Genomic DNA, 14,757 nt, shown 5'->3' with positions numbered 1-14,757 from the left:
CCAGGGGCTGGCGGGCGGTGCCGGTGAAGCGGGCGTCGTCGAAGATGCGGGACTCACCGACCAGCTCCACGGTGGCCGGGTTGTAGATGAAACCGACGCGGATGACATCCTCGTCGGTGCCGATCTCGGCGGGGGAGGGGACATAAGCCCAGCGCTGGGTGCCGGCGGCGGCGTTGAGGGCGTCGACAAGCGCGGACAGTGCCTCGTCGCGGCGTTCAATGTCACCGCTCAGGGCGTAGGTGTTCTCGATCTCCTCCAGTCCGAGGACGTCGACGTCGAGCTCGTTGATGGCGGCGACGATCTTGTTCTGCTGGTCGCGGAAGGCCTCCGCTGTGAAGGCGCCGCGGACATCGCACCAGTTGGCGGTGACGGGCGTGCCGTGCATGTCGGTGTACGCCCGGCAGCCCGGCTCGTCCTGGCCGAGGGAGGTGAAGTAGTTGAGCACGTTGAAGGAAGCGATGGAGTACTCGCCCGCCACACCGGCCATGGCTCCGATCTCGGCGGCGCGGGTGTCCTCCCAGGTGATAGGCAGCTCAGCGGCGGAGTTGGCGCCGGTGATCGGGGTGGTCGGCTGGAAACGCCAGAAATTGTGGGAGAAGTCCACGGTCACCGGGTGCTGGAAGTTCACACCCGCGCCGGTGCGGATCGACTTGTGCGGAGCACCATCGACGGCGACATAGGGCAGGGGAGTGTCCTGCTCGCGGGAGTAGTCGCGGGTGCGGCCGTCGTCGAGAAGCACGATCTCGGCGGCCTGAGCGGCCATGAGCTGCTGGACAGGCGAGGCCGGATCGGTGTCCGGGGCGTGGACATCGGTGGGCTGGCGGTGGGCGGCCTCGCCCGGGGCCAGACCGATCTCGCCGTAGCGGTTGAGCTGGTAATTGTTGGTCACGGTGTGGGCGCCGGTAGGCAGGACGAGCATGTGCTCATAGGGCTCGCGGGCGGCATCGCCAGCCGGCAGCTGCGCGATCTCCGTCGGGGTGACCGCGGCGAACGCGGTGTCCGGCACGGTGAACGTCGGGCCGGTCAGCTGCGTGATGCCGTAATACTCATCGGCCTGCCCGGTGACGATGAGCGAGTCCCCGATCTCCGGGAACTGCTGCTGCCCGCCCAGGTAGACGAAAATCGCGTCGGAGGAATCTCCGACCTGCTTCTCGACGCCACCCGTCCCCGGCGTCTGCATGATGAAACCATTACGGCCGCCCTCGTCGTACACGGCGGTGACGACACCCTCGGTGCTCACCTGCTGGCCGAGCAGCGGGGTGGCGTCGCCGGTGCCCTGGATCTGCGCGATGCTGACAGGCTCACTCGGGGCGGGGACCTCGGGGTTCTCGGGCACCTGCGGGTCCGGCTGCTCGATCCCGGAGTTCATCGGGGTGGGGGCACCGGAGGCGAAGTCCGCGGCGTTGTTGTCGGTGTCCACGCCGACAGTGATGCGGGCGGTGGAGGTGGAGTTCGTCGTACGCGGTGCGGGAGCCGTCTCGAAGCGGGTGGCCGAACCCTAACCGACGAGGTCGACGGGGGTGCCGGTGGCGTCGAAAAGCTCCGCAATGGCGTTAGTCCCCGAGAAGTTGAAGGTACCCACGGAATCCGGGGTGGGCAGGTCGCCGGTGACGGTGTTGCCGGCGGCGCCCTGGACGAGGAAGAAGTCGCCAGCCGGGATGATGCCGGCGTCGATGGTGTGCAGGGTGCCGGTGTTGCCCGCGGTCGACATCTGGTCGATCTGCCAGCCGCTCAGGTCAATGTCCGAGTCAGTGGGGTTGTAGAGCTCGACGAAATCGTGGGTGAAATGGGAACCGGAATTACCGCCACCACCGTAAACCTCGTTGATGACGACATTGGAGCCGTCCGGGGCAGCGTGGGCGGAGGGGATGAGGATGAGGGAAATACCGGCGGCGGCAGCTGCGGCCAACCCGGTGACACGACGGAACATGTGGGGAACCTTCGGGGGAATAAAAAGGACGGAAAGTGGTTGCACTGGATGTGCTGGCGCACATGCGTGCCTGCGAACACTTAACCTTTGATCTCACCTGTGCGCTGGGTGAGGAATTCTCCCTTTCGGATGTCCCATTCCCGGTCCTTGAGGTTTGACCTCACGTTGCCGGAAAGTTCATTCCGACGTCACCTCGGGGTGGCGGACGGTTCACCGCCAACGTGGCTGTGACGGCAACGGAGATTGCGTTCGCGGAAGTATTAGGAAACGCGTGGACGCGCTATGCTGAGACCGACCAATTCCGGCGAAGATAAGGGAAAATTGTGGCCCGTGTTGTTGTGAATGTCATGCCGAAGGCGGAAATCCTCGACCCCCAGGGACAGGCTGTCCACCGCGCGCTGGGACGCATCGGCGTCACCGGCGTCAGCGACGTACGTCAGGGCAAGCGTTTCGAGCTGGAGGTGGATGACTCCGTCACCACCGCCGACCTGGAGAAGCTCGCCGAAACTCTGCTCGCCAACACCGTGATCGAGGACTTCGAGGTCGTCGGTGTGGAGGTCGCCAAGTGACCGCCAAGATCGGAGTCATCACCTTCCCCGGCACGCTCGACGACGTCGACGCGGCCCGCGCCGTGCGCATCGCCGGCGCTGAGGTGGTCAACCTGTGGCACGCCGACGCTGACCTGAAGGGCGTCGACGCGGTCGTCGTCCCCGGCGGCTTCTCCTACGGCGACTACCTGCGCTCCGGCGCCATCTCCGCCATCGCCCCGGTCATGACCTCCGTGGTCGAGGCCGCCGCCAAGGGCATGCCCGTTTTGGGCATCTGCAACGGCTTCCAGGTGCTCACCGAGGCCCGCCTGCTGCCCGGCGCCCTGACCCGTAACCAGGGCCTGCACTTCCACTGCACCGACACCTACCTCGAGGTGGTCAACGCCGACACCGCGTGGACCAGCAACTACGAGGCCGGTCAGCAGATCCTCATCCCCGCCAAGCACGGCGAAGGCCGTTTCCAGGCCACCCCCGACACCATCGAGATGCTGGAGGGGGAGGGCCGCGTGGTGTTCCGCTACACCGACAACTACAACGGCTCGCTCAACGCCATCGCCGGCATCACCAATGAGACCGGCCGCGTCGTCGGCCTCATGCCGCACCCGGAGCACGCTGTCGAGGTGCTCACCGGCCCGTCCGTCGACGGCCTGGGAATGTTCCTGTCCGCCATCGGCACGATCGCAGCCTAGGAGGGCTTGAAATATGACCGTTCGAAACGACACCGTCGAGGCCGCCCAGGCCCACCCCGACACCGAGCAGCCCTACGCCGAGCTGGGCCTGAAGGACGATGAGTACGCCAAGATCAAGGCGATTCTCGGCCGCCGACCCACCGACGCGGAGCTGACCGTCTACTCCGTGATGTGGTCGGAGCACTGCTCCTACAAGTCCTCCAAGGTGCACCTGCGCTACTTCGGTGAGACCACCACCGAGGAGATGGCCTCCAAGATCCTCGCCGGCATCGGCGAGAACGCCGGTGTGGTCGACATCGGCGGCGGCGACGCCGTCACCTTCCGCGTCGAGTCCCACAACCACCCCTCCTTCGTCGAGCCGTACCAGGGTGCGGCCACCGGCGTCGGCGGCATCGTCCGCGACATCATGGCCATGGGCGCCCGCCCGATCGCCGTGATGGACCAGCTGCGCTTCGGCCCGGCCGATGCCCCGGACACCGGCCGCGTCCTGCCGGGTGTCGTCCACGGCATCGGTGGCTACGGCAACTCCCTCGGCCTGCCGAACATCGGCGGCGAGACCGTCTTCGATGAGGCTTACGCCGGCAACCCGCTGGTCAATGCCCTGTGCGTGGGCACCCTCAAGGTGGAGGACCTCAAGCTGGCCTTCGCCTCCGGTACCGGCAACAAGGTGATGCTCTTCGGTTCCCGCACGGGCCTCGACGGCATCGGCGGCGTCTCCGTCCTCGGCTCCGAATCCTTCGAGGAGGGCGCGGAGCGCAAGCTCCCGGCCGTCCAGGTGGGCGACCCCTTCGCCGAGAAGGTGCTCATCGAGTGCTGCCTCGAGCTGTACCAGGCCGGCGTGGTCGTCGGTATCCAGGACCTGGGTGGCGGCGGCCTCGCCTGCGCCACCTCCGAGCTGGCGGCCGCCGGTGACGGCGGCATGCGCGTCAACCTGGACACCGTGCCGCTGCGCGCCGAGAACATGACCGCCGCCGAGATCCTCGCCTCCGAGTCCCAGGAGCGCATGTGCGCCGTGGTGACCCCGGAGAACGTCGAGAAGTTCAAGGCCATCTGCGCCAAATGGGACGTCATCTGCGCGGAGATCGGCGAGGTCACCGACGAAAAGGACCGCTACGTCGTGTACCACAACGGCGAGCTGGTTATCGACGCCCCGCCGTCCACCATCGACGAAGGCCCCGTCTACAACCGCCCCTTCGCCCGCCCCGAGTGGCAGGATGAGCTGCAGCAGTACACCCCGGTCGAGCGTCCGAGTGACCTCGGACAGGCCCTGTTCGACATGGTCTCCTCCCCGGCGCTGTGCTCGCGAGATTTCATCACCGAGCAGTATGACCGCTACGTCCGCGGCAACACCGTCAAGGCGAAGTACTCCGACGCCGGTGTCCTGCGCATCAACGAGGAGAACAACCGCGGCGTCGCCATCTCCGCGGATGCTTCGGGCCGCTACACCAAGCTTGATCCGCGTACCGGTGCCCGCCTGGCGCTGGCTGAGGCCTACCGCAACGTGGCCGTCACCGGTGCCCGTCCGGTGGCCGTGACCAACTGCCTGAACTTCGGTTCCCCGGAGAACCCGGACGTCATGTGGCAGTTCCGCGAGGCCGTCCACGGCTTGGCCGACGGCGCGAAGGAGCTGGGTATCCCGGTTTCCGGCGGCAATGTCTCCTTCTACAACCAGACCGGTGACACCCCGATCCTGCCGACCCCGGTGGTCGGTGTCCTCGGTGTCATCGAGGATGTCCACGACGCCATCGGCCACGACCTCGGCTCCGTCCCCGAGCCGGAGGTGCTCGTCCTCCTGGGTGAGACCCGGGACGAGTTCGGCGGCTCCATCTGGCAACAGATCAGCGGTGGCGGCCTGAACGGTCTGCCCCCGCAGGTCGATCTGACCAACGAGGAGCGGCTGGCCGATTTCTTCGTGGGCAACGAGCTGATCACTGCCGCCCACGACCTTTCCGAGGGCGGCCTCGCCCAGGCCGTCGCCGAGATGGCATTCCGCTACGACGGCGGCGTCTCCCTCGACCTGGCCGGCGTCCACGAGGATGAGTTCGTGGCGCTGTTCTCCGAGTCCGCTTCCCGCGTGCTGGTGGCCACCACCGCCGACCGCGTCGACGGCGTGCTCGAGCGCGCCGCCGAGTTCGGTGTCCCGGCCGTGCGTATCGGTGAAACCACGCAGGGCCGTGAGCTCAGCTTCGGTGAAACCACCGTCAACATCGATGAGCTGAAGAGCGCCTGGCAGGCCACCCTGCCGGAGCAGTTCGGCCATGCGGTGGGAGCTAACTCGGTCGTCGAGTAGCACTCCGCCGCTCATGCCCTGTCCTGGAAGTTGTCCAGGACAGGGCATTGTCGATTCGGGGGCGCGCGCGTATCCTTACCTACGCAACCGTAACTTGCCTGGAAGGGGGCGAGATGACCACGACGATTACCCGCGAGGTTCTCGACCGCGGACCCCGCCCGCTCACCCGCGGCTGGTTCCACTTCTTCGCTGCTTTAGCCTCGGTGGTCAGCGGCTCCGTTCTGTCGACCGTCGCGTGGATGACGCTGGCCTGGGGCAATGCCCTCGGGGTGAGCGTCTACGCCCTCGGCGTCGTTGTCCTCTTCGGGGTGTCCGCGGCCTATCACCTCGGCCACTGGCGAAGCGCCGCCACGGTTGCCTGTTGGCGGCGCGCCGACCATGCCACCATCGCCTTCTTCATCGCCGCCACCTACACCCCGCTGTGCCTGATCGCCCTCCCCGCGCCGCAGGCCCTGCTGATGCTTAGTGTCGTGTGGGCTGGCGCGGCGCTCGGCATGGCGCTCAACCTGGTGTGGATCACCCACCCCCGCTGGCTCGACGTAGCGGTGTACCTGGCCTTGGGCTGGCTCATCGTCCCGCTCATCCCTGCCCTGTGGGCTTCTCAGGGGCCGGCGGTGGTGTGGCTGCTGTTTACCGGTGGTGTCATCTACTCACTCGGTGCGTTGGTCTATGGTTTCCGCTGGCCCGGGCGGCAGGCGCGGATCTTCGGCTACCACGAGCACTTTCACACCGCGACGATCATCGCCGCCGCGGTGCACCAGGTGGCGGTATGGATGGTCGTCCTATAGTGGGATCGGCCCATCCTTGACGATCTCTCTCATCACCAACGTCGATGTAATCCGCGCCACGCCCGGCAATTCGCTCAGGTGCTCATCGCGCAGACGCTGGTAGTCAGCGAGATCCCGGGCCACCACCCGCACCAGGAAATCCGGGTCGCCGAACAGGCGCTCCGCGCTTAAGACCTGGGGCAGTGCCGCCAATCCATCCTCCAGCGCGGCGACCGTCGCCCGATCCTCCCTATCGAGGGTGATGAAAGCGATCACCTGCGTTCCGAAGCCCACCGCCGCCCGATCCAAGCGGGTGTGAAACCCGGTGATGACGCCATCGCGCTCCAGGGCGCGCAGCCGGCGCAGGCACGTGCTCGACGATGTCCCCGTATGATGCCCCAACTCCGCGGCCGTGATCCGCGCATTTCCCTGCACCAGTGACAGAATCTGGCGATCAACCTCATCCATACGCATGATTCTGCCACAGCCTGCCGGAAAGCCCACCGGAATGAATGAAAAGGGCGGGAGTATCGGGGAAGCCGCTCAGCGGGCACGATATCCGGCATGGATATCGGAAACATCATGGGCTTCTTCACGGTCAGCCTTCTGCTGATCGTGACCCCGGGGCCCGACTGGGCATTCGTGCTCGGCCACGCTTTCCGACGCCGCCCCCTCACCTGGCCCCTCCTCGGCATCGGCCTGGGCTACCTGGGGCTGACGATCGTCGTCGCCGGCGGCCTCGGCGCACTCGTCGCCCGCCACCCGGCACTGCTGGCCGCCGTCACCATCGCGGGCGTGCTGGTCCTGGTCTATATCGGCTGGCAGATGCTGCGCGCGGCACTCCGCGGGCCCGTCACCGTCGAAGTCGAGACTGCTGATCCGACGCCTGTCGGCGGAGGCGGGGGAGTGATCACCCTCACCCGCCCCAACGCCCGCGTCGAGACCCGCCGCTCGACCATCGCTACCGGCGCAGCCGTCAGTGGCCTCAACCCGAAGGGCCTCATGCTGTTCATCGCCCTGTTGCCCCAGTTTATCGGCGCGGGCTGGCCGATCGCGGCGCAGATGTTCATCCTCGGCCTGGTCTTCATCGCCTCCGCGCTGGTGGTCTATGCGCTCCTCGGCATCTTCGCCGGCAAGGTGCTGGCGGGCTCAGAGCGGGCCTCGCGGATATTGACCGGCGTGGCAGGTGTGGCCATGATGTGCGTCGCCGCCGGGATGGCGGTGCAGCACTTCCTTTAAGGGGCAGCCACGGGTCGCAATGTCCCTGAGGTGATGCACCCCAAGCCGGCGCGTAGTGAAAGCCCAGGTCGGGTGTGGCTGGTGTGGCGTCCAGGTGGGGGTTGCATCACTTCAGGGACAGGCCGTGGCATCGGGCAGGGATCGTGTCCCTAGTCCACGTGCATCGGCGTCGATTGCGGCACCAGCGGCATGGGCGCGTACTCGGCGCGCAGCTCACGCAGCTTGTGGGCGTGTTCGGCGAGACGGACGTCCTCGGTGGTGCGCGGGGTGAACTGGCGGGCGGGCAGGGCGTTGCCGTCGGTGTCCATGGCCAGGTAGGTGACGGTGGCGTGGATGGCGGTCTGCAGGTTCTCGCGGCCGCCGCGAGGGTTGCCGGAGCGGACGTGGACGGACATCTGCATGGAGCGGGCGTCGGTGCGCATCATGCGGGCGTCGACTTCGATGAGGTCGCCGATGGCGATGGGGCGGTAGAAGCGGATGCCGCCGGCGTAGACGGCGACGGTGTGTTCGCCGGACCATTCCATGGTGCAGGCGGCGCCGGCTTCGTCGATCCATTCCATGGCGGTGCCGCCGTGGACCTTGCCGCCCCAGTTGATGTCGGTGGGTTTGGCGAGGAAGCGGTGGATGAGGCGCGGGGCTTCGGAAGGTCCGTCGTAGGTCTGGTCCTCCATTTCGTCCTCGATGGCCTTGCGCAGGTCGATGCGGGAGAGGGCGGCGTCGAGGACGCGGCGCTCTTCGTCGTTGGAGGGGATGAATTCGGGCACGGCTTGGGTTTTTCCGGTGGCGGTGTCCTTGGCTACGAAGATGACCAGGCAGTCGCAGGCGCGGGTGAATTTGCCTTCGCGGGGATCGGCGGAGAAGACCTCGTTGACGATGTGCATGGAGGAGCGGCCGGTCATGGCGATGCGGGAGCGGACTTCGACCATGTGGCCGGAGGGGATGGGGCGGGTGAAATGGATGTGGCCGACGTAGGCGGTGACGCAGTAGGTGGCGGACCATTGGACGGCGCAGGCGTAAGCGGCCTTGTCGATCCATTCGAGCACGCGCCCGCCGCTGACGCCCTGGTTGCCGGCCATGAGGACGTCGGTGGGGGCGGCGAGGAAGCGGAGGGTGACCTTCGGGGATTTCTGCGTGGTCGGCATGCGAACGATCCTTCTCTGGGCGAACTATCGGGGTATCCGGCTTACCTTACTAGACTCGCCTCATGTTGCCTCAAGAAGTTCTGGACTGGGTGAAGGACCCGGTGGGTGTCGATAAGCCGGCCCGTCCCCTGCTGGCCGACGCCGTCCGCACCACCGCGCGCGCCCTCGCCGCGAACGCGCCCGGCCGCGCAGTCGAAATCCGTGTCCCACCCTTCGTCGCTGTCCAATGCATCGACGGCCCCGCCCACACCCGCGGAACCCCGCCCAACGTGTTCGAGACCGACCCGCTGACCTGGCTGCAGCTGGCCACCGGACAGATACTTATCGACGACGCCCTCCGCACCGGCCGCCTCGACGCCTCCGGGCCCCGGGTGGGTGAGGTGGGTGCCTTCCTGCCGATCATTAGTGTGTGAGTGGCCAAAGAGACTAAGGTGGTGGGCGTGGTAATGAAGGACCGTTCCTGGACCGATTCCGCCCCCGCCCCGCTGGATGACCGCGGCGAGACCGAACCGCGCGAGGAGTGCGGCGTCTTTGGCGTGTGGGCCCCTGGCGAGGAAGTCGCCAAACTCACCTACTTCGGGCTCTTCGCCCTGCAACACCGCGGCCAGGAGGCCGCCGGTATCGCAGTCGGCGACGGAGAACGCATCGTCGTGTTCAAGGACATGGGCCTGGTCTCCCAGGTCTTCGACGAATCCATCCTCAGCTCCCTGCACGGCGACATCGCCCTCGGGCACACCCGCTACTCCACTGCCGGTGGCAAGAAGTGGGAGAACGTCCAACCGATGTTCCGCACCGCCCCTGACGGCACCGACGTCGCCCTCGGGCACAACGGCAACCTGGTCAACTCCGTGGAACTGCGCCGCGAGGCCGTCGAACGCGGCCTCGGTGAATTCGCCGGCGAGGGGGAGGTCTCCTGTTCCGACACCGAGGTCATCACGGCCCTGCTCGCCGACTCCGTCCGCGACGGCCGTACAGTCTTCGACTCCGCCCAGGAGCTCCTGCCCCGGGTCAAGGGCGCATTCTGCCTCACCTTCACCGACGGTCAGACCCTCTTTGCCGCCCGTGACCCGCACGGTGTGCGTCCGCTGGTCCTCGGGCGCCTCGATCGCGGCTGGGTCGTCGCCTCCGAGACCTGTGCCCTCGACATCGTCGGCGCGGCGTTTGTCCGCGAGATCGAGCCCGGTGAGATCGTCGCCATCGACGCCGCTGGTGTCCGCAGCGCCCGCTTCGCCGAGACAACCCACCGAGGCTGCATCTTCGAGTACGTCTACCTGGCGCGCCCGGACACCGTCATCCGCGAGCGCTCCGTCAATGCGACCCGCATCGAGATCGGTCGCCGCCTGGCCCGCGAGCACCCTGCCGAGGGTGACCTGGTCATACCGGTGCCGGATTCCGGTACCCCGGCCGCCGTCGGCTACGCCCGTGAATCGGGCATTCCCTTCGGCCAGGGTCTGGTGAAAAACGCCTACGTCGGGCGTACCTTCATTCAGCCCTCCCAGACGCTGCGCCAGCTGGGCATCCGCCTCAAACTCAACCCGCTCCGGCAGGTCATCGCTGGCAAGAAGCTCATCGTCGTCGACGATTCCATCGTCCGCGGCAACACCCAGCGGGCGTTGATCCGCATGCTGCGGGAAGCCGGTGCCGCCGAGGTTCACGTGCGCATCGCCTCCCCGCCGGTGAAATGGCCGTGCTTCTACGGCATCGACTTCGCCAGCCCGGGTGAGCTCATCGCCAATGCCATCGCCGGGGACGCCCCCAACGGCACCGTCGCGCTGACCGAGTCGATCCGCAGCGCCATCGGCGCGGACTCCCTCGGCTTCGTCACCATCGACGAGATGGTGGAGGCCACCGAGCAGTCCCGCGAGCAGCTGTGCGTGGCGTGCTTCGACGGCCGCTACCCGCTGGGGCTGCCCTCGGGGAACGCCAACGCCGAGCTCGTGGCCAAGATGCAGGCCAACTAGAACTTCCCTGACAGAAAGAGACGTGAAGAACACCATGACCGACAACCAGGGTGCCTCCTACGCCGCCGCCGGAGTGGACATTGAGGCCGGTGACCGCGCCGTCGAACTGTTCGCCCCGCTGGCCAAGCGGGCCACCCGTCCGGAGGTCCGCGGCGGACTCGGGGGCTTCGCCGGCCTCTTCGCACTCGGCAACTACAAGGAGCCGCTGCTGGCCGCCGGTTCTGATGGTGTGGGCACCAAGCTCGCCGTCGCCCAGGCCATGGACAAGCACGACACCATCGGCATCGATCTGGTCGCCATGTGCGTCGACGACCTCGTGGTCTGCGGTGCGGAGCCGCTGTTCCTGCAGGACTACATCGCCATCGGCAAGGTCGTGCCCGAGCATGTCGCGCAGATCGTCGCCGGCATCGCCGAGGGTTGCGTCCAGGCCGGCTGCGCGCTGCTGGGCGGTGAGACCGCCGAGCACCCCGGTGTCATGGAGCCCGGCCACTACGATGTCTCCGCCACCGCCGTCGGCGTCGTCGAGGCCGATGAGTTGCTCGGCCCCCACCTGGTGCGCTCCGGTGACATCATCATCGGCATGGCCTCGTCCGGCCTGCACTCCAACGGCTACTCCCTGGCCCGCCACGTCCTCCTGGAGAAGGCCGGCCTGCCGCTCGACGGTTATGTCGAGGAGCTCGGTCGCACCCTCGGTGAGGAGATGCTCGAGCCGACCCGCATCTACGCCAAGGACTGCCTGGCCTTGGCCGCCGAATGTAACGTCCGCACCTTCTGCCACGTCACCGGTGGTGGCCTGGCCGGCAACATGGAGCGCATCATCCCCGAGGGCCTGGTCGCCGAGATGAGCCGCGCCACCTGGACCCCCGGCCAGATCTTCCGCACCATCGCCGACCTGGGTAAGGTCCCGCGCGAGGAGATGGAGAAGACCTTCAACATGGGGGTCGGCATGGTCGCCATCGTGGCCCCGGAGGACCGCGACCGCGCCCTGGCCATGCTCACCGCCCGCCACATCGACGCCTGGGAGTTGGGCACCGTCCGCGCCGCCGGCGTGGGCGAGACCCAGCGGGCGACCCTCGCGGGGGAGCATCCCGGCTACTAGCTTGAAAAACGCCGAAGGCGCGGCACCTTAAAGAAGGTGACCGCGCCTTTAGCGTGACCGTTATCAGCGGCCGGAGTGGGACGCCCCCTGCGGGTCGTCTTCGTCGTCGTCGGACCAGTCCGCGTACTCCGCGTACTGATCGTCATCGTCATCGACTCCAGCGTCATCGTAGGAACGGCGAGGACTCTGCGAAGCAAGTTCGCGCTGGAGTGAGTCCAGATCCATTTCGGGCGTGTTGTACTTGAGCTGGCGTGCAACCTTGGTCTGCTTTGCCTTTGCGCGACCGCGTCCCATGGCCTGACCCCCTTGAGGTATGTGAGGGCAATCCAGGGAATTCGGATGCCCCATCGGCTTTACGTCTGTGTGTATTCCTGAAGAACACAATAGCGCGTATGGGCCGAAAATGCCTTACCGTGCCCCTGAGCACGGGAAATGGGCCACCAATAGGGAAAAACACAAGATCACTGTGACGAATCCGGGGGTGGTCGGGGGTGCTTATTGACGCCCCCGCAAACGATCCACCGCCGCCCGCCCCGCCTGCTCGCCGGTGTCCTCCGGCAGTGAGGCAGGGTCCACCATGACGGCGACATCCCCCACCCGCAGCTCCTGTCCCAGCGCGCTCCGCTTGACCAACGCCAGGGCTATCGGCCCGAAGTCGCAGTCATGCACCACGGTGCCCAGGCGGCCGACAGCCCGCCCGCCGGCGGCGGCGTGGATCTCGGAGCCCGGCGTCGGATCCTCGGGTGCCGAGCCATCGAGCTGCAGCATCACCAATACCCGTGGGGAGCGGCCCAGGTTCTCCACCCGTGCCACCGTCTCCTGTCCCCGGTAGCAGCCCTTCTCCAGATGCACCGCCCCCGGGTGTACGCCACGCCCGATCCAGGCGGGAACCTCATGGGGGATGGATTTGTCATCCAGATCCGCCCCACGCTCCGGCTCCAGGGCGCGCACCCGCTCGGCGCTGAACGCCATGAGCCCGGCCAGTGTGGCCCCCGCCGCCTCCAGCGCGGCGACCGTGTCCATCAGCTCCGCGCGGGGGACCAGCAGATCCCGGCGAGCAATACCCCGCCAATCCACCTCACGCACCAAGGCCCCCTCCGGTACCGCCACCGTGGTACCCAGCAGCGTGAGCACCGCCAGCTCCGCCTCGCTGATCTCCACCTGCGACCAGAAGATCATCTTCTGCAGAAACGACAGGAAAGAGTCGAACTGGGCGGCCGGCACATCCAGCAAGAAACCGTCCTCCACCCGCAGCACGTCGGCGTGGTGGAGGATATGTCCCTGAATATCCAGGTCAAGGGCGGCCGCGGCGTAACCGACGGGGACGTCGAGAAGCTTCTGTGACAGCAGATTATTCAGAAACTCCGCCGCGTCCGGCCCACTGACCCGCACCACCCGGCGCTGGGAACGATCCACCACCACCGTGCCGGAATGGGCGCGGCGCTGCTCGCCCAGTGGATCGCCGTAGTGGAAGGGCACGCCGGTGGCGTCGATAAGCGCCTCAGCGCCCTCCAGAGGAGCGGCACCAGGGCGATCAAACAGGGGGGAACGATACGTAGTGGAGGTCACACAGCCGATGGTAGCCCGCCCGACGGGGCATAATGCAAGGATATGGACACCACCACGCCCATCATCTACATCGTCGAGCCCTACGGCGGGTCAATTCGTCGCCACAACTCGGCACTCCCGCACGTCTACTGGGATGACGCGGCCGTTACCCGCGGCGACGGTGTCTTCGAAACCCTCCTCATCCGTGACGGACACCCCGCCAACCTCCAACGCCACCTTGCACGCTTCCAGGCCTCCGCGCGCCTCATGGAACTACCCGAGCCCAACGAGGAAGACTGGATCGCCGCCACCCGCGAAGCCGTCGCCGAGTGGTCGAGGCGCAGCGAGGACGACGCGAAGTGTGTCTGGACCTACACCCGCGGCCGCGAATCCACCGGCCGCCCCAGCGCCTGGCTCACACTGACCCCCGTCCCGGATTCGGTACTTGAGCAGCGCCGGAAGGGCGTCACCGTGATGACCAGCCCGCGCGGCTTCAGCATCGACACCTCCCTACCTGGCGTCGAGGAAGCCACCGAAGGCGGTCACCCCCGCCCCGCCCCCTGGCTCACTGTAGGCGCAAAAACCCTCAACTACGCTGCCAACATGGCCGCCCTGCGCTACGCCCGCAGCCAGGGTTTCGACGACGTCATCTACCTTGACCCTGCCACCGGCCGCATCCTCGAAGGCGCCACCTCAACGGTCATCACCGTGCGCAAAGGCGGCAAACTCCGCACCCCCACCCCCGGCGGTGACATCCTCCCCGGCACCACCCAGGCTGCGCTTTTCGAGCACGCCGAAAAGGAAGGGTGGCGCTGCAAAACGAAAGACATGACCCTCGACCGGCTTCTCGACGCCGAGTCCGTCTGGCTCGTCTCCTCCGTCCGCGTCGCCGTCCGTGTCACCGCCATCGACGGCACCAAGCTCCCCGCCCCCGACAACGAAGACGAGATCCGGGAGCTGATTAACGAAGCACTAGGCGCCGAATAAGCACCCGCAACAGCAGGACCCACATCGCAGCCGCAAGGAGCAGCAGTCCCACGAACAGCCAGAACGTGAACGGCTCCTCGGTACCCGTCCGAACGATGAGCCGCTGGGGCAGTGCCACCGCGAAAGCGAAGGCGATGAGGGTCCCGATGTAGCTGCCGATCATGTTCGCCCGATGCGAGGTCACCCGCCCCCGCCGGATGTTCCACACCCCGAGAGTGACCATGGCCGCGGTGAGTATCGCCAGGCCGTGGAGGAACCCGAACCCGTCCTCCAGGCCGAAAAGAAAGCTGGCGCCACAATTGACGTACATGAGTGCCACCCAGGTGCGCCCGAGCCACCGGTGTAGCGCGTCCCGGGACGGGCGGAAGATATTGACTGGTCCGAGCACGAGAACGAGGAAGGCGGCGGAGGCATGGAGGACGATGGGGGCGGCGAAGGCTTCCATGGCATTATGTTAGGACGCTACCCGAGCCTGCGCCGCGCACGACCCGACCCCCGGCGGTGCGACGGGACGGGACCTGCTGGCGATGCGCGTAGCAGTCGGCACATACCGGAAT

The 14,757-nt window shown here is 67.0% G+C and carries 16 protein-coding genes; 9 read left to right on the top strand and 7 right to left on the bottom strand.

The window, feature by feature from the left end:
• Both Q4G50_RS11265 and Q4G50_RS11260 read right to left on the bottom strand, forming a co-directional pair.
• The coding region (locus Q4G50_RS11265) for an ExeM/NucH family extracellular endonuclease (RefSeq protein WP_303377752.1) at nt 1-1,420 on the bottom strand (1,420 nt) is incomplete at its 3' end.
• Between the two features lie 78 nt (nt 1,421-1,498).
• Complete coding sequence (locus Q4G50_RS11260; protein ID WP_303377751.1) at nt 1,499-1,930, bottom strand: lamin tail domain-containing protein; 432 nt, start codon at nt 1,928-1,930, stop codon at nt 1,499-1,501.
• A gap of 323 nt (nt 1,931-2,253) precedes the next feature.
• On the opposite strand from Q4G50_RS11260, the gene purS reads away from it, so the two are divergent.
• From purS to Q4G50_RS11240, 4 genes are all read left to right on the top strand, one after another.
• Nucleotides 2,254-2,499 carry a phosphoribosylformylglycinamidine synthase subunit PurS gene (gene purS, locus Q4G50_RS11255; protein ID WP_040086716.1) on the top strand — a complete coding sequence of 82 codons (246 nt, stop codon included), beginning with the start codon at nt 2,254-2,256 and terminating at the stop codon, nt 2,497-2,499.
• Nucleotides 2,496-3,167: a phosphoribosylformylglycinamidine synthase subunit PurQ gene (purQ, locus tag Q4G50_RS11250; protein ID WP_303377750.1), complete on the top strand. Its 672-nt coding sequence runs from the start codon at nt 2,496-2,498 to the stop codon at nt 3,165-3,167. Before purS ends, purQ begins: the two co-directional genes overlap by 4 nt.
• A gap of 13 nt (nt 3,168-3,180) precedes the next feature.
• Entirely contained in the window at nt 3,181-5,457 is a 2,277-nt protein-coding gene (purL, locus tag Q4G50_RS11245) for a phosphoribosylformylglycinamidine synthase subunit PurL (protein WP_303377749.1), read from the top strand.
• Between the two features lie 113 nt (nt 5,458-5,570).
• Nucleotides 5,571-6,245, top strand: a complete 675-nt coding sequence (locus Q4G50_RS11240; RefSeq protein ID WP_303377748.1) for a hemolysin III family protein — start codon at nt 5,571-5,573, stop codon at nt 6,243-6,245.
• Here the strand turns inward: Q4G50_RS11240 and Q4G50_RS11235 are convergent.
• Entirely contained in the window at nt 6,240-6,692 is a 453-nt protein-coding gene (locus Q4G50_RS11235) for an Lrp/AsnC family transcriptional regulator (protein WP_303377747.1), read from the bottom strand. The genes Q4G50_RS11240 and Q4G50_RS11235 overlap by 6 nt on opposite strands.
• Before the next feature lie 96 nt (nt 6,693-6,788).
• Between Q4G50_RS11235 and Q4G50_RS11230 the strand changes: the two genes are divergently transcribed.
• The gene (locus Q4G50_RS11230; RefSeq protein ID WP_303377746.1) at nt 6,789-7,463 is read left to right on the top strand and encodes a LysE family translocator; all 675 of its coding nucleotides are present in this window, start codon (nt 6,789-6,791) and stop codon (nt 7,461-7,463) included.
• 149 nt (nt 7,464-7,612) lie between these two features.
• On the opposite strand, the gene Q4G50_RS11225 is transcribed toward Q4G50_RS11230, so the two are convergent.
• Nucleotides 7,613-8,605: an acyl-CoA thioesterase gene (locus tag Q4G50_RS11225; RefSeq protein ID WP_303377745.1), complete on the bottom strand. Its 993-nt coding sequence runs from the start codon at nt 8,603-8,605 to the stop codon at nt 7,613-7,615.
• 62 nt (nt 8,606-8,667) lie between these two features.
• On the opposite strand from Q4G50_RS11225, the gene Q4G50_RS11220 reads away from it, so the two are divergent.
• Genes Q4G50_RS11220 through purM form a run of 3 tightly spaced genes read left to right on the top strand, consistent with a single transcriptional unit; the run spans nt 8,668 to nt 11,665 of the window.
• Nucleotides 8,668-9,018, top strand: coding sequence for a sterol carrier family protein (locus Q4G50_RS11220; protein ID WP_303377744.1), 351 nt, complete (start codon nt 8,668-8,670; stop codon nt 9,016-9,018).
• 33 nt (nt 9,019-9,051) lie between these two features.
• Entirely contained in the window at nt 9,052-10,566 is a 1,515-nt protein-coding gene (purF, locus tag Q4G50_RS11215; protein ID WP_303377743.1) for an amidophosphoribosyltransferase, read from the top strand.
• Nucleotides 10,567-10,600: 34 nt separating this feature from the next.
• The gene (gene purM, locus Q4G50_RS11210) at nt 10,601-11,665 is read left to right on the top strand and encodes a phosphoribosylformylglycinamidine cyclo-ligase (RefSeq protein ID WP_303377753.1); all 1,065 of its coding nucleotides are present in this window, start codon (nt 10,601-10,603) and stop codon (nt 11,663-11,665) included.
• Between the two features lie 63 nt (nt 11,666-11,728).
• Here purM and Q4G50_RS11205 read toward each other — a convergent pair whose 3' ends face one another.
• Nucleotides 11,729-11,959, bottom strand: coding sequence for a DUF3073 domain-containing protein (locus Q4G50_RS11205; RefSeq protein ID WP_303377742.1), 231 nt, complete (start codon nt 11,957-11,959; stop codon nt 11,729-11,731).
• Nucleotides 11,960-12,160: 201 nt separating this feature from the next.
• Nucleotides 12,161-13,234, bottom strand: a complete 1,074-nt coding sequence (locus Q4G50_RS11200) for a folate-binding protein YgfZ (RefSeq protein ID WP_303377741.1) — start codon at nt 13,232-13,234, stop codon at nt 12,161-12,163.
• Between the two features lie 42 nt (nt 13,235-13,276).
• Between Q4G50_RS11200 and Q4G50_RS11195 the strand changes: the two genes are divergently transcribed.
• Nucleotides 13,277-14,200 (top strand): aminodeoxychorismate lyase, encoded by a 924-nt coding sequence (locus Q4G50_RS11195; RefSeq protein WP_303377740.1) that lies wholly within the window; start codon nt 13,277-13,279, stop codon nt 14,198-14,200.
• Here the strand turns inward: Q4G50_RS11195 and Q4G50_RS11190 are convergent.
• Entirely contained in the window at nt 14,175-14,645 is a 471-nt protein-coding gene (locus Q4G50_RS11190; RefSeq protein WP_303377739.1) for a DUF2306 domain-containing protein, read from the bottom strand. The genes Q4G50_RS11195 and Q4G50_RS11190 overlap by 26 nt on opposite strands.
• Nucleotides 14,646-14,757 lie beyond the last annotated feature (112 nt).

The sequence above is a fragment of the Corynebacterium sp. genome, assembly GCF_030538285.1.
Classification (GTDB): Bacteria; Actinomycetota; Actinomycetes; order Mycobacteriales; family Mycobacteriaceae; genus Corynebacterium.
The sequence above is the reverse complement of the archived record's forward strand: the minus strand, read 5'-3'. Positions and strand labels throughout refer to the sequence as shown.